Source organism: Pseudomonas sp. CAN1 (genome assembly GCF_030462585.1).
In the GTDB taxonomy this organism is placed as follows: Bacteria; Pseudomonadota; Gammaproteobacteria; order Pseudomonadales; family Pseudomonadaceae; genus Pseudomonas.
Genome location: NZ_JASMRU010000002.1, coordinates 455,005 through 473,154, shown reverse-complemented (window position 1 = coordinate 473,154; position 18,150 = coordinate 455,005). Strand labels below are relative to the sequence as shown.

Here is an 18,150-nt window from a genome sequence, read left to right as displayed (position 1 = left end):
TCATGGAGCCTGCCGCCTGCTGCCTGCCGCGGAAGTTAAAGATCGTCGAAGAAGCGCTTCATGCCTTCGAACCAGCCACTGGCCTTGGGCGAGTGGGAAGAGTTGCCCTGCAGGGTATTGCGGAACTCTTCGAGCAGCTCGCGCTGACGCTTGTCCAGGTTGACCGGCGTCTCGACGACGACGCGGCACATCAGGTCGCCCGCACCACCACCACGCACCGGGGCAACGCCCTTGCCGCGCAGGCGGAACAGCTTGCCGGTCTGGGTCCCCTCGGGGATCTTCAGCTTCACGCGGCCATCCAGGGTCGGCACTTCCAGCTCGCCACCCAGGGCGGCGTCGGCGAAGCTGATCGGCACTTCGCAGTACAGATGCTTGCCGTCGCGCTGGAAGATGTCGTGCTCGCGCACGTTCACCACCACGTACAGGTCGCCCGCTGGGCCACCATGGGCGCCGGCTTCGCCTTCGCCAGTGAGGCGGATGCGGTCACCGGTATCGACGCCGGCCGGGACTTTCACCGACAGGGTCTTGTGCTCTTCCACGCGGCCCTGGCCGTGGCAGGAGCCACAGGGGTCGGTGATCATCTTGCCGCTGCCATGGCAACGCGGGCAGGTCTGCTGCACCGAGAAGAAGCCCTGCTGCATGCGCACCTGACCGATACCACCGCAGGTGGTACAGGTGACCGGCGTGGTGCCGGGCTTGGCGCCGCTGCCGCTGCAGGTCTTGCAGCCGACCAGGGTCGGAACGCGGATGGTCACGGTGGTGCCGCGAACCGCGTCTTCCAGGTCCAGGTCGAGGGTGTAGCGCAGGTCAGCGCCGCGCGCCGGGCCGCCACGGGAGCCACCACGGCCGCCGCTGCCACCGAAGAAGTCGCTGAAGACATCACCGAAGATGTCCGAGAAGCTCGCGCCACCGAAGCCCGCCCCGCCGCCACCCATCTGCGGGTCGACGCCGGCATGGCCGTACTGGTCGTAGGCCGCACGCTTGCTGGCGTCGGACAGGACCTCGTACGCCTCGTTGGCCTCCTTGAATTTGTCCTCGGCTTCCTTGTCGCCGGGATTGCGGTCCGGGTGGAACTTCATGGCGAGCCGGCGATAGGCCTTCTTCAGGTCCGCTTCGCTGGCGCCGCGCTCGACACCCAGTACCTCGTAAAAATCACGTTTGGCCATAAATTCTTTGCACCTTGAAAACCTTTCCCCCAGACACGCCAACGCGGGAGCAAGCCCCCGCGTGACGTTTCATGCGCACCGACACGCTGGTCGGTGCGCCGGGGCGGAAGTAAGCACGCGGCTTACTTGTTCTCCTTGACCTCTTCGAACTCGGCGTCGACGACATCGTCGCCAGCCTTGTCGTCAGCGGCCTCGCCCTGAGCGGCAGCGCCCGGCTGCGGCTGTTCGGCGTACATCTTCTGCGCCAGCGGAGTGGATGCCTGGGACAGCGCATTCATCTTCGCGTCGATCTCGGCCTTGTCGTCGCCCTTCACGGCAACTTCCAGCTCGCCCAGCGCCTTGTCGATGGCAGCCTTCTCTTCGGCAGTGGCCTTGTCGCCAGCCTCGGTGACCATCTTGCGAGTCGCGTGGACCAGCGCGTCACCCTGGTTGCGGGCAGCGGCCAGTTCCTCGAACTTGCGGTCTTCCTCGGCATTCGCCTCGGCGTCGCGGACCATCTGCTGGATCTCGTCTTCGGACAGACCCGAAGAAGCCTTGATCACGATGGACTGCTGCTTGCCGGTGGCCTTGTCCTTCGCGCCAACGTGCAGGATGCCGTTGGCGTCGATGTCGAAGGTCACTTCGATCTGCGGCACGCCGCGCGGAGCCGGCGGGATGTCGGCCAGGTCGAACTTGCCCAGCGACTTGTTCTGGCCGGCCTGCTTGCGCTCGCCCTGCAGAACGTGGATGGTCACGGCGCCCTGGTTGTCATCGGCAGTGGAGAACACCTGCGACTTCTTGGTCGGGATGGTGGTGTTCTTGTCGATCAGCGCGGTCATCACGCCACCGAGGGTTTCGATACCCAGGGTCAGCGGGGTGACGTCGAGCAGCAGCACGTCCTTCACGTCACCGGCCAGAACGGCGCCCTGGATGGCAGCACCCATGGCAACAGCCTCGTCCGGGTTGACGTCCTTGCGCGCTTCCTTGCCGAAGAACTCGGCAACGGTCTTCTGTACCAGCGGCATGCGGGTCTGGCCGCCGACCAGGATCACTTCGTCGATCTTCGAGACGTCCAGGCCGGCGTCTTTCAGCGCTACGCGGCACGGCTCGATGGTGCGGGTGACCAGGTCTTCCACCAGGGATTCCAGCTTGGCGCGGGAAACCTTGACGTTCAGGTGTTTCGGGCCGGAAGCGTCAGCGGTGACGTACGGCAGGTTGACGTCGGTCTGCTGGGTCGAGGACAGCTCGATCTTGGCCTTCTCGGCAGCTTCCTTCAGGCGCTGCATGGCCAGCGGGTCGCCCTTCAGATCCATGCCGGATTCTTTCTTGAACTCTTCGACGAGGTAGTCGATCAGGCGCAGGTCGAAGTCTTCACCACCGAGGAAGGTGTCGCCGTTGGTGGCCAGTACTTCGAACTGGTGCTCGCCATCGACTTCGGCGATTTCGATCACGGAAACGTCGAAGGTACCGCCGCCCAGGTCATAGACGATGATGGTGTGGTCGCCCTTGGCCTTGTCCAGGCCATAGGCCAGCGCCGCCGCGGTCGGTTCGTTGATGATGCGCTTGACGTCCAGACCGGCGATGCGACCGGCGTCCTTGGTGGCCTGACGCTGGCTGTCGTTGAAGTAGGCCGGAACGGTGATGACCGCTTCGGTGACCGGCTCGCCCAGGTAATCCTCGGCGGTCTTCTTCATCTTCTTCAGGACTTCGGCGGAGACCTGCGGCGGAGCCATCTTCTGACCCTTGGCCTCGACCCAGGCGTCACCGTTGTCAGCCTTGACGATCTTGTACGGCACCATCTTGATGTCTTTCTGTACGACTTCTTCTTCGAAGCGACGGCCGATCAGGCGCTTCACGGCGTACAGGGTGTTGGTCGGGTTGGTCACAGCCTGACGCTTGGCCGGCTGACCTACCAGGATTTCGCCGTCGTTGGCGTAGCCGATGATCGACGGGGTGGTACGAGCGCCTTCGGCGTTCTCGATGACCTTGACGTTACCGTTCTCCAGGATGGACACACAGGAGTTGGTGGTCCCCAGGTCGATACCAATGATTTTGCCCATATTTCACTCTCCAGAAATTAGATTCCGCGCTGACCCTGTTGCGGGTCTTTGGCTCGGTTGATTACCCAGATGGGGACCGGGTGGTGGATTTCAAGCCTTCTCGTCGATCGAAGGCGGAGTTTGTTCCGGTGCCTTGCTGACCACGACCATGGCCGGACGCAGCAGACGACCGTTGAGCAGATAGCCCTTCTGGAACACCTTGACCACGCTGCCCGGCTCGAGACGAATGCTCTCTTCCATGGCCATGGCCTGGTGGTGTTCAGGGTTGAACGGCTCGCCGTGCGGGTCGACCGGCTCGAGGTTGTAGCGCTTGAGGGTGTCGTGGAACATCTTCAGCGTCAGCTCGATGCCTTCGCGCATCGGCTTGATCACTTCGTCTTCCGGGTTCGACATCTCCAGCGCGCGCTCGAGGGTATCGACGATCGGCAGCAGGTCGCCGGCGAATTTCTCCAGGGCGAACTTGTGCGCCTTCTCCACGTCCTGCTCGGCACGGCGGCGGACGTTCTGCAGTTCGGCGACGGCGCGCAGGCTCTGGTCCTTCGCCGCAGCTACCTGTTCTTCCAGTTCCAGCACGCGGGCGTTCAGATCCCCGGTAGCGCCGGTGTCCGGCTGCTCGTTGAACTGGGAATCCTGAGTCTGTTGTTCGTCAGACATGCCACTCTCCTAAAAAAGAAAATAAGCCTTTGAAAACAAGGCGAACCCAATGGTCCGCGGCTCTGCCGTGTATATGGGGCGGCTTTTCCCGACTTCAAGGGCATGACGCCAAGAGGCAGTCCGCAAAGGCGACGAGGGAGAATTGCCAGCAGCAAAAAATACTGTATAAATAACCAGACCTATCTATGGAGCCGCCGCCCATGCTGGTTCATCTGTCCGTGCACAACTACGCCATCGTCGAGCACCTCGATCTCGAGCTCGCCGCCGGCATGACCGTGATCACCGGCGAAACCGGCGCCGGCAAGTCGATCATGCTCGACGCCCTCGGCCTCGCCCTGGGCGACCGCGCCGACAGCGGCGTGGTCCGCCCAGGCTCCGACAAGGCCGACATTCTCGCCAGCTTCGATGTCAGCGCGATTGCCGAAGCCCGCGACTGGCTCGCCGAGCGCGACCTGGAACAGGACGGCCCGTGCATCCTGCGCCGGGTGATCACCGCCGAAGGCCGCTCCCGCGCGTACATCAATGGCACACCCTGCCCGCTGGGCGACCTCAAGCACCTGGGCGAGCTGCTGATCGACATCCACAGCCAGCACGAGCATCAGTCGCTGCTCAAGGCCGACACCCACCGCCGCCTGCTCGACGAATTCGCCGGCAGCCAGGACCTGGCGCGCCAGGTACACCTCGCCGCGCAGCGCTGGAAGCAGACCCGCCAGGAGCTGGACCGCCTGTCGCGCAACGGCGACGAGCAGCGCGCCCGCCACCAGTTGCTCAGCTACCAGCTGGAAGAGCTGGAAAACCTCGGCCTGGGTGACAACGAACTGGAGTCACTGGAAGCCGAACACAAGACCCAGAGCAACGCCGGCAGCCTGATCGCCGCCTGCCGCCAGGTGGTCGAGCTGTGCAGTGAAAGCGACGCCGGAAACGTGCTGTCGGCACTGACCTCCAGCCTCAATCGCCTTACTGCCTTCCCGAGCCAGCCGGCCGCACTGGGCGAAGCAGTGAACCTGCTGTCCAGCGCGCAGATCCAGGTGGAAGAAGCCATCGGCGAATTGAACCGCTTCGTCGATCACTTCGACGCCGACCCCATGCGCCTGCAGCAGCTGGAAGAGCGCATGGACGCCATCTACAGCCTTGCGCGCAAACACCGCGTGCAGCCCCACGAGCTGCAGGACCTGCAGCAGCGCCTGCTGGATGAGCTGGAGGCGCTGAACGCCGACGACGAAGCTGTGGAGCGCCTGGGCGACGAACTGGCCGCCTACGCCCGCCACTATCAGGAGAAGGCCGACGAACTCAGCCGCCTGCGCCAGGACGCCGCGCCGAAACTGGCCAAGGCCGTGGAAGTGGAGATGCAGCGTCTGGGGATGCCCGGCGGGCGCTTCGCCATCGAGCTGCGCGAATCCACCTCGGATGAACCGCAGGTCAACGGCCAGGAGCAACTGGACTTCCTCGTCAGCGCCAACCCCGGCCAACCGCTGAAGGGCCTGGCAAAGGTGGCCTCGGGCGGCGAACTGTCGCGCATCAGCCTGGCGATCCAGGTGATCACCGCGCAGACCTCGCGCACTCCCACCCTGGTCTTCGACGAAGTCGACGTCGGCATCGGCGGCCCCACCGCCGAAGTGGTCGGCCAGATGCTGCGTCGCCTGGGTGATCGCGGCCAGGTGCTGACCGTCACCCACCTGCCGCAGGTTGCCGCCCAGGGCCACCAGCACCTGTTCGTGCACAAGGACCGCGACACCAGCGAAACCCGCACCGCCGTGGCCAACCTGAAGAAGGCCGAGCGCATCGAGGAAATCGCCCGCATGCTCGGCGGTGTGGACCTGACCAAGGAATCCCTGGCCCACGCCCGCAAGATGGTGGACTCAGCCGTACAAGGTTGAGTCCACTGGTTGTAGGAGCCGAGCTTGCTCGCGAACAGAGCCACCCGCGAGCTCGGCCTTATGCGGTTCGCGAGCAAGCTCGCTCCTACAGAAAGCAGCACAAACGAAAACGGCGACCCGAGGGTCGCCGTTTCTGCATCTGCGTGCGCTTACTTCTTCTTGCGCACGTAGAGCACCAGATTGTGATCGACGAGCTCGAAGCCGCGCTCGCGAACGATCTCCTTCTGGCGTTTCTCGATTTCCGAGTCCATGAATTCGATGACTTCGCCGGTATCGACGCAGACCATGTGGTCATGGTGACCGCTGTCGGCCAGTTCGAAGACGGCATGGCCGCCGTCGAAGTTGTGACGCACCACCAGGCCGGCGGCTTCGAACTGGGTCAGGACGCGGTAGACGGTGGCCAGACCAACGTCTTCGCCCGCCTCCATCAGCGCCTTGTAAACATCCTCTGCGCTCATATGGCGCTGCTCGGCAGAATCGAGCATTTGCAGGATCTTGACGCGCGGCAGAGTGACCTTCAGTCCGGCTTTGCGCAGTTCGCTATTTTCAACCATGTGTGCTTTCTCGCCGCTGAATGCTTCGCAGCATCTCTCAATACAGGTATGATCGGGATTTCGTCGCCCAGCCAAGATAGTGGAAGTCACCCCTTGATGCAAAACGCCAAGCTCATGCTGACCAGTCTCGCTTTCGGGCTGGGACTCGCCGCACTCGCCGGTTGCTCGTTCCCGGGGGTCTACAAGATCGACATCCAGCAAGGCAACGTCGTAACGCAGGATATGATAGACCAGTTGAAGCCCGGAATGACCCGGCGCCAAGTGCGGTTTATCATGGGCAACCCCCTGATCGTGGACACGTTCCACCCCAATCGCTGGGACTACCTCTACAGCATCCAGCCCGGCGGCGGTCAGCGCCAGCAGGAGCGCATGAGCCTATTCTTCGGCGCCAACGACCAACTGGTCGGCCTGAATGGCGACTTCATGCCCGGCGTCAGCCGCGACGAGTCGATCCTTGGCAAGGACGGGGTTACCCCGCCGCTGGCCCCGGAAGCTCCACAGCAGCAGCCCGAACAGCCCAAGGAGCAACCGGCCAAGCCCGGCTCCGTGGAAGAGCAGATCCAGAAGGAAGTCGACCAGGTGGAAACCGTCCCGGTCCCGACTCCGGAACCGCTGGACAAGAATCCGCAGTAAGGGATTCGCGCCAACGAAAAAGCCCGGCCAATGCCGGGCTTTTTGTTGCCTGCGCTTTCACCGCGCAAGAATCAGCATCGCACGAGGATCAGCACTGCGCGCGAATCAGCCGCGCGCCGCCTTGGCCCGCGCCGCCCGCTGCTTGCGCACTTCCTTGGGATCGGCGATCAGCGGCCGGTAGATTTCCACCCGCTCGCCCTCCTCCAGCACACGCTCTTCGGGCCGAGCTACCGCCCTGCCGAAGATGCCCAGCGGGCAGCTCTGCACATCCAGGCCGGGAAACTGCCCGGCGATGCCCGACAGCAGCACCGCTTCGCGCATCCGCGTCCCGCGGGGAACGCTCAGGCGCAACAGCACTTGCTTCTCCGGCAACGCATGGACGACTTCGATGGCGATGCTGGCGGATTCAGCCATGCAGCTGTTTGGCGCGCTGACAGAAGGCGTCGACCATGGTGTTCGCTGCCTGGGTGAACAGCGGGCCGAGGGTGGCTTTCACCAGGGCACCGGCGTAATCGAAGGTCAGGTCGAGGGAAATCTTGCAGGCCTTGTCGCCCAGCGCCTTGAAGGTCCACACGCCGTGCAGCTGTGAGAAGGGGCCTTCCTCGAGATTCATCTCGATGCTCTGCCCTGGCACCAGCACATTACGCGTGGTGAAGCGCTGGGTGATGCTGCCCTTGGCCACGGTCAGCTCGGCGCGCATGGCGGTATCGCTCTCCTCCAGCACGGTGGAGGCGGAACACCAGGGCAGGAACTCCGGGTAGCGCGCCACATCGTTGACCAGGTCGTACAGCGCCTTCGCCGGATAGGGCAGCAGCGCCGAACGCTGGATATGCGTGCTCATAGACGTCTCGCTTGGTTGTGGGGCATTTCATACGCCCGCTACTCAAAAAAACAGCGCGCATTGTCCGAGATTAGCCACACACCCTCAAGCTTGCATGCCGTCGCACGCTGTCCCGATAGCGGCGCGGCGAGTGACTCCCTATAATGCGCGGCCTATGGCTAAACAGAAGAAACACCCTTCGGGGACCATCGCGCAGAACAAGAAGGCTCTGCACGACTACTTCATCGAGCAGCGCTTCGAGGCGGGCGTCGCCCTGGCCGGCTGGGAAGTGAAAAGCCTGCGCGCCGGCAAGGCGCAGCTGGTGGACAGCTACGTGCTGCTCAAGGATGGCGAAGCCTGGCTGCTCGGCAGCCACATCACGCCGCTGACCACTGCCAGCACCCACGTCATCGCCGACCCGGTGCGCACGCGCAAGCTGCTGCTGCACAAGCGCGAGCTGGGCAAGCTGTTCGGTGCCGTGCAGCAGAAAGGCTACGCCTGCGTCGCACTCTCGATGTACTGGAAGAAGCACCTGATCAAGTGCGAGATCGCACTGGCCAAGGGCAAGAAAGAGTACGACAAGCGCGGCACCGAGAAGGAGCGTGACTCCGACCGGGAAATCCAGCGCGCCATTCGTCACGGCAAGGACGACTGAGTCTTGTCGCGCCCTCGCAAGAGGGCGCGCCTTCGATCAGGCGTCCACCGCACCCTGGCGTCGCTGGGCCCGTTGCAGGCGCAATTCCTTCGCCTGCACCTCGGCCAGCACTTCCTGCACGTAGTCGATATGCCGCTGGGAAATCTCCCGCGCCGCTTCCGCGTGCCCGCCGATAATCGCCTCGTACAACTCGCGGTGCTGACGCATCAGCTGCTCGCGGGTTTCGTCACGCTGGGCGTACATGCCACCGATGTTGGTCACCACGTTGCGCTTGAGCAGGTCGAACAGGCCGCGAATGGTGTGCAGCAGCACCGCGTTGTGGCTGGCCTCGGCGATGGCCAGATGGAAAGCCGCATCCGCCGCGCCCTCTTCCGCACGGCTGACCTTGCCCACGCGCTGATAGCAATCCTGCAGTGCATCGAAGGCCTGCTTCAGGCGCTGATGATCGACCTCGGTCGCACGCTGTGCGGCGTAGTAGGCGCAGGAGCCTTCCAGGGTGTGGCGAAACTCCAGCAGGTCGCGCTGCGCCTCGGGATTGCTCTCCAGCAGGTGCAGCAGCGGATCGCTGAACATCGAGCCCAGCCCTTCGCTGACGTAGTTGCCACCGCCCTGGCGACTGACCAGCAAGCCCTTGGCACCCAGCTTCTGGATCGCCTCGCGCAGTGACGGCCGCGAGACGCCGAATTGCTCGGCCAGCACACGCTCGGCGGGCAGGCGTTCGCCGGCCTTGAGGGTGCCCTCGAGGATCATCGCCTCCAGCCGCTCGACGATATCGTCCGACAAACGGCGCTGCTTGACCTGACCGAAACTCATGCGGGTGAACTCCTCCGACATCGTGCTCAAGACCGCGATCTACGCGGTGCGCGGCAATCTGACCAGCGCTATCGCCAGCCACAAGGCCAGCCACTCCTTCGCATCACGCTCGACAAAAGTCGCAAGGCAGCAAATTGACATGCCGCCAGCAGGGCTTTTACCCTGAGCGCTCGACTTTGTAAATTGGTCATACCAATTTACCGGAAGTTGAATTGCGCGACAAGCCACTTGTGAAACGAGCGCATGCAAGACCGTTCACCAAAACAACAAGCCGCGATCAGTCGACCGTCTGCCCAACGCGCCACAAGCGCATCGGAATCGCCCGACCGGCAACCAGGCCCTCCACCCAAAAACAATTAGGGAGCCAACCAGATGCAAACCTGGCAGCAGATTTACACCCCGCTCGGCAGCCTCGGCCTGTCCGCGCTGGTCGCCGTCATTCCGATCGTGTTCTTCTTCCTCGCCCTCGCCGTGTTCCGCCTCAAGGGCCACGTCGCCGGCAGCATCACCCTCGCCCTCTCGATCATCATCGCCATCGCCGCCTTCGGCATGCCCGCCGACATGGCCATCGCCGCCGCCGGCTATGGCTTCGCCTACGGCCTGTGGCCGATCGCCTGGATCATCGTCGCGGCGGTGTTCCTCTACAAACTCACGGTCAAGAGCGGCCAGTTCGAGGTGATCCGCAGCTCAGTGCTGTCGATCACCGGCGACCAGCGCCTGCAGGTACTGCTGATCGGCTTCTCCTTCGGCGCCTTCCTCGAAGGTGCGGCGGGCTTCGGCGCGCCGGTGGCGATCACCGCCGCCCTGCTCGTCGGCCTGGGTTTCAACCCGCTGTACGCCGCGGGCCTATGCCTGATCGCCAACACCGCACCGGTGGCCTTCGGCGCCTTGGGCATCCCGATCATCGTCGCGGGCCAGGTCACCGGCATCGACGCTTTCAAGATCGGCGCGATGACCGGCCGCCAGCTGCCGTTCCTGTCGATCCTCGTGCCGTTCTGGCTGGTGTTCATGATGGGCGGCCTCAAAGGCGTGAAGGAAACCTGGCCGGCCGCCCTGGTCGCCGGTGGCAGCTTCGCCATCACCCAGTACTTCACCTCCAACTTCATCGGCCCGGAACTGCCGGACATCACCTCCGCCCTGGTCAGCCTGATCTGCCTCACCCTGTTCCTCAAGGTCTGGCAGCCAGCCAGCGAGCGCGAAGTGGTCGCCACTTCCGGCGGCGCCGCGGTCATGGGCGGCAGCGGTTCCCGTGGGGCCGAGCCTTCGCCCTACAGCTTCGGTGAAATCCTCAAGGCCTGGTCGCCGTTCCTGATCCTCACCGTGCTGGTCACCATCTGGACCCTGAAGCCGTTCAAGGCGGCCTTCGCTCCGGGCGGTGCGCTGTACAGCCTGGTGTTCAACTTCGCCATCCCGCACCTGGACCAGTTGGTCGTGAAGACCGCGCCCATCGTCGCCAACCCGACGCCGATCGCTGCCGTGTTCAAGCTCGACCCGGTATCCGCCACCGGCACCGCGATCTTCCTCTCTGCCGTGATCTCGATGATCGTCCTGCGCATCGGTGCGAAAACTGGTCTGACCACCTTCAAGGAGACCCTGATCGAGCTGAAATGGCCGATCCTCTCCATCGGCATGGTGCTGGCCTTCGCCTTCGTCACCAACTACTCGGGCATGTCCACCACCCTGGCGCTGGTCCTGGCCGGCACCGGTGCAGCCTTCCCGTTCTTCTCGCCATTCCTCGGCTGGCTGGGCGTGTTCCTGACCGGCTCGGATACTTCCTCCAACGCCCTGTTCAGCTCGCTGCAGTCCACCACCGCGCACCAGATCGGGGTCAATGACACCCTGCTGGTGGCTGCCAACACCAGCGGCGGCGTGACCGGCAAGATGATTTCGCCGCAATCCATCGCCGTGGCCTGCGCCGCCACCGGCATGGTCGGCAAGGAATCCGACCTGTTCCGCTTCACCCTCAAGCACAGCCTGATGTTCGCCGCCCTGGTGGGTCTGATCACCCTGGCGCAGGCGTATATCTTCACCGGCATGCTGGTGCACTAAGGCAAGACCCGGCTCCGCGCCCCGGCGCGGAGGTCCGTACAGCAGCTAAGGTCTTTCGAGGTCACCCGCGCCAGCGTGAAGGCCTCGACAAGTCCCTCAACGATGAGACGCCCATGATCATCTCTGCCTCTACCGATTACCGCGCCGCAGCCCAACGCAAGCTGCCACCGTTCCTCTTCCACTATGCCGACGGCGGCGCCTACGCCGAGCGCACCCTGCGCAACAACGTCGACGACCTGGCCGGAATCGCCCTGCGCCAGCGCGTGCTGAAGAACATGTCCGAGCTGAGCCTGGAGACCCGGCTGTTCGACGAGACGTTGAGCATGCCCATCGCCCTGGCCCCGGTCGGCCTGACCGGCATGTACGCCCGGCGCGGCGAAGTACAGGCAGCCCGAGCGGCCGCCGCGAAAGGCATTCCCTTCACCATGTCCACGGTGTCGGTCTGCCCCATCGAGGAAGTCGCCCCGGCCATCGACCGGCCGATGTGGTTCCAGCTCTACGTGCTCAAGGACCGCGGCTTCATGCGCAACGCCCTGGAGCGCGCCAAGGCCGCCGGCGTGAAGACCTTGGTATTCACCGTCGACATGCCGGTGCCCGGCGCTCGCTACCGCGACGCCCACGCTGGCATGAGCGGGCCGAACGCGCCGCTGCGTCGCGTCTGGCAGGCCATGACCCACCCGGCCTGGGCCCTCGACGTCGGCCTGCTGGGCAAGCCCCACGACCTGGGCAATATTTCCAAGTACCGCGGCAACCCCACCGGCCTGGCCGACTACATCGGCTGGCTGGGCGCCAACTTCGACCCGTCGATTTCCTGGAAGGACCTGGAGTGGATCCGTGAATTCTGGGATGGCCCGATGATCATCAAGGGCATCCTTGACCCGGAAGATGCGAAGGACGCGGTGAAATTCGGCGCCGACGGCATCGTCGTCTCCAACCACGGCGGCCGCCAGCTCGACGGCGTGCTCTCCAGCGCCCGCGCTCTGCCGGCCATTGCCGACGCGGTGAAGGGCGACCTGAAGATTCTCGCCGACTCCGGCATCCGCAACGGCCTCGACGTGGTGAGGATGATCGCCCTGGGCGCGGACACCGTGCTGATAGGCCGCGCCTTCCTCTACGCCCTGGCGACCCACGGCGAAGCCGGCGTGAAGAACCTGCTGGACCTGTTCGAGAAGGAAATGCGCGTGGCCATGGTGCTCACCGGCGCCAAGAGCATCGGCGAGATCACCCGTGACTCGCTGGTGCGCGAACTGGGCGCCTGAGAGCCCCATCTGTAGGAGCGAGCTTGCTCGCGAACCTGCCAAGCTCCGTGCCCACCGGGTTCGCGAGCAAGCTCGCTCCTACGAAAAGAACGTGCCCACAACGCGTTCGAACCAAAAGAACACCGATGGGCCGTCCAGCGGTCCACGCTCACCGATGATGACTGGAGCCGCCATGAGCCTCCCTGCCGCTTTCCTCGACACGGTAGAACACCTGATCCCCCGCGAGCGCCGCTTCGACGATGCGCTCTCGACCCTGGCCTTCGGCACCGATGCCAGCTTCTACCGGCTGATCCCCAAGCTGGTGATCCGCGTGGAGAGCGAAGACGAAGTCGCCACCCTGCTCAAGTCCGCCCACGCCAACCAGGTCGCGGTGACCTTCCGCGCCGCCGGCACCAGCCTATCCGGCCAGGCCGTGAGCGATTCGGTGCTGCTCGTACTGGGTGACAACTGGAACGGCCGCGACATCCGCGACGGCGGCACGCAGATTCGCCTGCAGCCCGGCGTCATCGGCGCCCAGGCCAACGCCTGGCTGGCGCCCTTCGGCCGCAAGATCGGCCCGGACCCGGCGTCGATCAACGCCTGCAAGATCGGCGGCATCGTCGCCAACAACGCCAGCGGCATGTGCTGCGGCACCGCGCAGAACAGCTACCACACCCTGGCGGGCCTGCGCCTGCTGCTGGCCGACGGCACGCTGCTGGACAGTGAACTGCCCGCCAGCGTCGCGGCCTTCCGCGACAGCCATGGCGCACTGCTCGACCAGCTCGCCGAGCTGGGCCGGCAGACCCGAGCCAACACCGAACTGGCCGCGAAGATTCGCCACAAGTACCGCCTGAAGAACACCACCGGGCTGTCGCTGAATGCACTGGTCGACTACGACGAACCGCTGGACATCCTCACCCACCTGATGGTCGGCTCCGAGGGCACCCTGGGCTTCATCAGCGCGGTGACCTACGACACCGTGCCGGACCACCCGCACAAGGCCAGCGCGCTGATCGTCTTCCCCGATGTGGAGACCTGCTGCAAGGCCGTGACCGTGCTCAAGCAGCAGCCGGTGTCCGCCGTGGAGCTGCTGGACCGCCGCAGCCTGCGCTCGGTGGAAAACATGCAGGGCATGCCGGTGTGGGTGAAGAGCCTCTCCGAAGGCGCCTGCGCGCTGCTCATCGAATCCCGCGCGGCTACTGAGTCGCTGCTGCACGAACAACTCGCGCAGATCAGCGCCTCCATCGCCGGTTACCCGGTGGAGAAGCAGGTCGACTTCAGCGAAGACCCAGTGGTCTACAACCAGCTCTGGCGCATCCGCAAGGACACCTTCCCGGCCGTCGGCGCAGTGCGCGAGACCGGCACCACGGTGATCATCGAGGACGTCACCTTCCCCGTCGAACAGCTGGCCGAAGGCGTGAATCGCCTGATCGAGCTGTTCGACAAGCACGGCTACGACGAAGCCATCCTGTTCGGCCACGCGCTGGAAGGGAACCTGCACTTCGTCTTCACCCAGGGCTTCGAATCGCCTGAGCAGATCGCGCGCTACTCGGCCTTCATGGACGACGTCGCGCACCTGGTCGCCGTCGAATACGGCGGCTCGCTCAAGGCCGAGCACGGCACCGGGCGCAACATGGCGCCCTTCGTCGAGCTGGAATGGGGCCACGATGCCTACCAGTTGATGTGGCAGTTGAAGCGTCTGCTCGACCCCAGCGGCATCCTCAACCCCGGCGTGGTGCTGACCGACGATCCGCAGCTGCACCTGAAGAACCTCAAGCCGCTACCGGCCGCCGACGAGATCGTCGACAAGTGCATCGAGTGCGGCTTCTGCGAGCCAGTCTGCCCGTCCAAGGGGCTGACCCTCAGCCCGCGCCAGCGCATCGTCATGTGGCGCGACATCCAGGCCAAGCGCCGTGCCGGCGTCGACACCACCGAACTCGAGCGCGACTACCAGTACCAGGGTATCGACACCTGCGCCGCCACCGGCCTGTGTGCCCAGCGCTGCCCGGTGAATATCAACACCGGCGAGCTGATCCGCAAGCTGCGCGGCGAAGAAGCACACCACGCTGGCACCGCGACCTGGCTGGCGCGCAACTTCGCCACCGCGCTGAAGGGCGCGAAGTTCATGCTGCACGCTGCCAACGGCGCGCGCATGGTGCTCGGCTCGCCTCGCCTGGCCCGCCTCAGTGCGTCCGTCAGCCACGCCAGCAAGGGCCGTGTGCCGCAGTGGACTCCGGCCATGCCGCAGCCGGTTCGCCTCGCAGCTGCCTCGCAGACTGTGGATAACGGCAAGCCGCGCGTCGTCTACCTCACCGCCTGCGTATCCCGCGCCATGGGCCCGGCGGCGGCGGACGAAGAGCAGATGCCGCTGATCGACAAGACCCGCCAGTTGCTGGAGAAAGCCGGCTACCAGGTGGTTTTCCCGGACAACGCCGACAACCTCTGCTGCGGCCAGCCGTTCGCCTCCAAGGGCTACAAGGAACAGGCCGATGCCAAGCGCGACGAGTTGCTCGCCCAACTGCTGCGCGCCAGCCGTGGCGGCCTCGACCCGATCTACTGCGACACCAGCCCCTGCACCCTGCGCCTGGTGCAGGAGCTGGCGGACGACCGGCTGAAGATCTACGACCCGGTGAAGTTCATCCGCACCCATCTGGTCGAGCGCCTGGACTTCCAGCCGCAGGACAAGCCGGTAGCCGTGCATGTCACCTGCAGCACCCAGCATCTGGGCGAAAGCCAGGCGCTGATCGACCTGGTCAAGCGCTGCACCCGCGAAGTGGTGATTCCCGAGGGCATCCACTGCTGCGGCTTCGCCGGCGACAAGGGCTTCACCACGCCCGAGCTGAACGCGCATTCGCTGCGCACGCTCAAGGACGCGGTGCAGTACTGCGAGGAAGGCGTCTCCACCAGCCGCACCTGCGAGATCGGCCTGTCCGCCCACGGCGGCATCGACTATCGCGGGGTGGTCTATCTCGTGGACCGCGTGACCCGCGCGCGCCCGCTGTAAATACCGCCGGCCTTGCCGGCGCATCGCGGACGGAGTCCGCTCCTACAGGCATCGGCTTACGTAGGAGCGGACTCCGTCCGCGATCGCTTTCACCCCACGCCGAAATCGACCAATCGTCTTAACAGCCCGTTAAGCGAGCGCTGCCACCCTCTGCCCTAACTGCATCACGCCAGCTATCCTGCTGCTCACGGATGGTTGAGGGGACCAAGATGAGAATCCTGTTGGCAGAAGACGACCAGTTGCTGGGTGACGGCATCCGCGCCGGCCTGGGCCTGGAAGGCGACACCGTGGACTGGGTGAGCGATGGCGTGGCCGCCGAACAGGCCTTGGCCACCGACGAGTTCGACCTGCTGGTGCTGGACCTCGGCCTGCCGCGCAAGGACGGCCTGGAAGTCCTGCGCGGGCTGCGCAAGCGCGGCGATCTGACGCCCGTGCTGATCCTCACCGCGCGCGACAAGGTGGCCGACCGCGTTGCCGGCCTGGACGCCGGCGCCGACGACTACCTGACCAAGCCCTTCGACCTCGACGAGCTGCTCGCCCGAGTCCGCGCCCTCACCCGCCGCCACACCGGCCGCGCCATTCCGCTGTTGCAGCACGGCGAACTGGCGCTGGACCCGGCCACCCACAAGGTCAGCCTCAGCGGCGAGCCGGTAGACCTGGCCCCGCGCGAATACGCCCTGCTGCGCCTGCTGCTGGAACAGCGCGGCAAGGTGCTCTCCCGCGCGCGGCTGGTGGAGGCGCTGTACGGCTGGGATGGCGACCTGGAAAGCAACGCCATCGAAGTCCACATCCACCACCTGCGGCGCAAGCTGGGCAACAGCCTGATCCGCACCGTGCGCGGCATCGGCTACGGCATCGACCGCCCCGACGGCGCCGCGCGAGCTTGAGCGGCACGCCACGCCGCGCCGGCTCCATCAGTCGCCGCCTGCTGCTGACCCTGATCGGCGGCGTCTCCCTGCTCTGGCTGGTCGCCGGCCTGTTCACCTACCACCTGACCCGCCAGCAGGTGAACCACCTCTACGATCAGGACATGATCGACTTCGGCCAGGCGGCCCTGAGCCTGGTCGACATCGCCGACTCCATCGACGCCGAGCCGACGCCACCGGGGGAAATCCTCTCGCGCAGCCGCAAGGCCATCGAAGGCCTGCCTCTGATCCACCGCGAGGCCACCCTCGGCTACTCCATCTGGTACCTGGGCGAACCCCTGCTGACTACCGAGCGCCCGCCCGCGGGCCTGGACACCCAGCCACTGGGCTTCTCCGACCTGCAGCAGGGCGGCGTGAACTACCGGGTGCTGCAGATCGAGTCCTCCGGCGCCGACCAGATCCGCATCTGGGTCTACGAAGACCTGCACTTCCGCTCCAAGACCCTGCGCCTGCTGCTGTTCAGCGCACTCTTCCCGCTGCTGCTGGCACTGCCACTGTTTGCCGTGCTGGTCTGGTTCGGCGTGCGCCAGGGCCTCGCACCACTGCGCAGCCTGATCGAGCAGGTGCACCACCGCAGCGCCCACAGCCTGCATCCACTGGCGCTGAACCGGGCCCCGGTGGAAGTGCACAGCCTGGTGAGCGAGCTGAACCTGCTGCTGGAACGCCTGAATACCGCGATGGAGGCCGAGCGCAGGCTGACCAGCGACGCCGCCCATGAAATCCGCACACCACTGGCCAGCCTGCGCACCCATGCCCAGGTGGCGCTGCGCTCCTCCGACCCGGCCGCCCACGCCCACGGCCTGCAGCAGGTCAGCCGCAGCGTCGAACGCATCAGCGCGCTGATGGAGCAGATTCTCCTTTTGGCGCGCCTGGATGCCGAGGAATTGCATGAAATCTTCCGCCCGGTGAACCTCGGTCTGCTGGCCGAGGACACCATCGCCGAGCTGGCGCCGCAGGCCATCGACAAGGGCATCGACCTGACCTTCGACAGCCAGGGAGGGAGCCTGCAGGGCGTCGCGCCCTGGCTGGAGCTGATGCTCACCAACCTGGTGGGCAACGCGCTGCGCTACACCCCCGAAGGCGGCCGCGTGGAAGTGACCCTGAGCAGCGACGAGCAGCAGGTGGTGCTCTGGGTCCGCGACAACGGTCCGGGGGTCGCCCCGGCCGAGCACGCGGCGATCTTCACCCGTTTCTACCGCAGCCCGAGCGTTTCCAGCAGCCCCGGCAGCGGCCTAGGCCTGCCCATCGTCAAGCGCATCGTGGAAATCCACCACGGCCGCATCAGCCTGCACGAAGGCCTGGAAGGTGCAGGCTTGGGCGTGTGCGTGGAGCTCCCGACCAGCGTCGCCCAATAATCCTGAACCCGGCGGCAAACCTGGCAGTCCACCCTTCACGGCCCGCTTCAAGCGAGCCGCGACAACGGTCAAGTTGACAGGAGTACTGCCATGAAACGCGCCGCCCTGCTCATTACCGCCGCCTTGCTGGCTTCCCCGGCCTTCGCCGCCGACCTGTGCAGCGACAACCTGCAGAAGGTCGATGACGCGGTGAAAACCACCACCAACAACACCCAGGCCCAGGAGCAGGCCATGCGCCTGCAGGAAAAGGCCGCCCAGGCCCAGGCTGACGGCAACACCAAGACCTGCATCGCGCAGACTGAAAAGGCCCTGCAGCTGCTCAAGCACAACAGCGGCGGCGGTGGAGCCAACGGGTGATCCCCGACGC

16 protein-coding genes are annotated in these 18,150 nt (G+C 65.2%); 9 read left to right on the top strand and 7 right to left on the bottom strand.

All coding sequences use genetic code 11. The annotated features are described in order from the left end of the window. Window positions 1-35: 35 nt before the first annotated feature. From dnaJ to grpE, 3 genes are all read right to left on the bottom strand, one after another. Window positions 36-1,166: a molecular chaperone DnaJ gene (gene dnaJ, locus QO207_RS05130; protein WP_081520691.1), complete on the bottom strand. Its 1,131-nt coding sequence runs from the start codon at window positions 1,164-1,166 to the stop codon at window positions 36-38. 122 nt (window positions 1,167-1,288) lie between these two features. Beyond that, entirely contained in the window at window positions 1,289-3,205 is a 1,917-nt protein-coding gene (gene dnaK / locus QO207_RS05125; protein ID WP_301531477.1) for a molecular chaperone DnaK, read from the bottom strand. A gap of 90 nt (window positions 3,206-3,295) precedes the next feature. Continuing rightward, window positions 3,296-3,859: a nucleotide exchange factor GrpE gene (gene grpE, locus QO207_RS05120; protein ID WP_081520689.1), complete on the bottom strand. Its 564-nt coding sequence runs from the start codon at window positions 3,857-3,859 to the stop codon at window positions 3,296-3,298. A 200-nt stretch (window positions 3,860-4,059) separates the two neighbouring features. Between grpE and recN the strand changes: the two genes are divergently transcribed. Beyond that, window positions 4,060-5,736, top strand: a complete 1,677-nt coding sequence (recN, locus tag QO207_RS05115; RefSeq protein WP_301531476.1) for a DNA repair protein RecN — start codon at window positions 4,060-4,062, stop codon at window positions 5,734-5,736. A gap of 149 nt (window positions 5,737-5,885) precedes the next feature. Here recN and fur read toward each other — a convergent pair whose 3' ends face one another. Continuing rightward, the gene (gene fur / locus QO207_RS05110) at window positions 5,886-6,290 is read right to left on the bottom strand and encodes a ferric iron uptake transcriptional regulator (protein WP_015478949.1); all 405 of its coding nucleotides are present in this window, start codon (window positions 6,288-6,290) and stop codon (window positions 5,886-5,888) included. A gap of 96 nt (window positions 6,291-6,386) precedes the next feature. Here fur and QO207_RS05105 point away from each other — a divergent pair, with 96 nt between their 5' ends. Next, complete coding sequence (locus QO207_RS05105) at window positions 6,387-6,923, top strand: outer membrane protein assembly factor BamE (protein WP_301531475.1); 537 nt, start codon at window positions 6,387-6,389, stop codon at window positions 6,921-6,923. A gap of 105 nt (window positions 6,924-7,028) precedes the next feature. On the opposite strand, the gene QO207_RS05100 is transcribed toward QO207_RS05105, so the two are convergent. Further along, window positions 7,029-7,337: an RnfH family protein gene (locus tag QO207_RS05100; RefSeq protein WP_301531474.1), complete on the bottom strand. Its 309-nt coding sequence runs from the start codon at window positions 7,335-7,337 to the stop codon at window positions 7,029-7,031. After that, a complete protein-coding gene (locus QO207_RS05095; protein WP_253445285.1) occupies window positions 7,330-7,764 on the bottom strand; it encodes a type II toxin-antitoxin system RatA family toxin in 435 nt (144 codons plus the stop codon). The genes QO207_RS05100 and QO207_RS05095 overlap by 8 nt, the downstream gene beginning before the upstream one ends. Before the next feature lie 154 nt (window positions 7,765-7,918). On the opposite strand from QO207_RS05095, the gene smpB reads away from it, so the two are divergent. After that, window positions 7,919-8,398 (top strand): SsrA-binding protein SmpB, encoded by a 480-nt coding sequence (gene smpB, locus QO207_RS05090; RefSeq protein ID WP_017518965.1) that lies wholly within the window; start codon window positions 7,919-7,921, stop codon window positions 8,396-8,398. A 36-nt stretch (window positions 8,399-8,434) separates the two neighbouring features. On the opposite strand, the gene QO207_RS05085 is transcribed toward smpB, so the two are convergent. Continuing rightward, window positions 8,435-9,211 carry an FCD domain-containing protein gene (locus tag QO207_RS05085; protein ID WP_045216708.1) on the bottom strand — a complete coding sequence of 259 codons (777 nt, stop codon included), beginning with the start codon at window positions 9,209-9,211 and terminating at the stop codon, window positions 8,435-8,437. Between the two features lie 372 nt (window positions 9,212-9,583). Here QO207_RS05085 and QO207_RS05080 point away from each other — a divergent pair, with 372 nt between their 5' ends. The 6 genes from QO207_RS05080 (at window position 9,584) to QO207_RS05055 (ending at window position 18,140) form a co-directional block, all read left to right on the top strand. Further along, window positions 9,584-11,260 (top strand): lactate permease LctP family transporter, encoded by a 1,677-nt coding sequence (locus tag QO207_RS05080; RefSeq protein WP_301531473.1) that lies wholly within the window; start codon window positions 9,584-9,586, stop codon window positions 11,258-11,260. Window positions 11,261-11,373: 113 nt separating this feature from the next. Continuing rightward, the gene (lldD, locus tag QO207_RS05075) at window positions 11,374-12,519 is read left to right on the top strand and encodes an FMN-dependent L-lactate dehydrogenase LldD (protein ID WP_301531472.1); all 1,146 of its coding nucleotides are present in this window, start codon (window positions 11,374-11,376) and stop codon (window positions 12,517-12,519) included. Between the two features lie 172 nt (window positions 12,520-12,691). Continuing rightward, complete coding sequence (locus tag QO207_RS05070) at window positions 12,692-15,502, top strand: FAD-binding and (Fe-S)-binding domain-containing protein (RefSeq protein ID WP_301531471.1); 2,811 nt, start codon at window positions 12,692-12,694, stop codon at window positions 15,500-15,502. 209 nt (window positions 15,503-15,711) lie between these two features. After that, a complete protein-coding gene (locus tag QO207_RS05065) occupies window positions 15,712-16,389 on the top strand; it encodes a response regulator (protein ID WP_301531470.1) in 678 nt (225 codons plus the stop codon). Next, window positions 16,386-17,783, top strand: coding sequence for a HAMP domain-containing sensor histidine kinase (locus QO207_RS05060; RefSeq protein WP_301531469.1), 1,398 nt, complete (start codon window positions 16,386-16,388; stop codon window positions 17,781-17,783). The genes QO207_RS05065 and QO207_RS05060 overlap by 4 nt, the downstream gene beginning before the upstream one ends. A gap of 90 nt (window positions 17,784-17,873) precedes the next feature. Next, window positions 17,874-18,140 (top strand): hypothetical protein, encoded by a 267-nt coding sequence (locus tag QO207_RS05055; RefSeq protein ID WP_301531468.1) that lies wholly within the window; start codon window positions 17,874-17,876, stop codon window positions 18,138-18,140. Window positions 18,141-18,150: the final 10 nt, after the last annotated feature.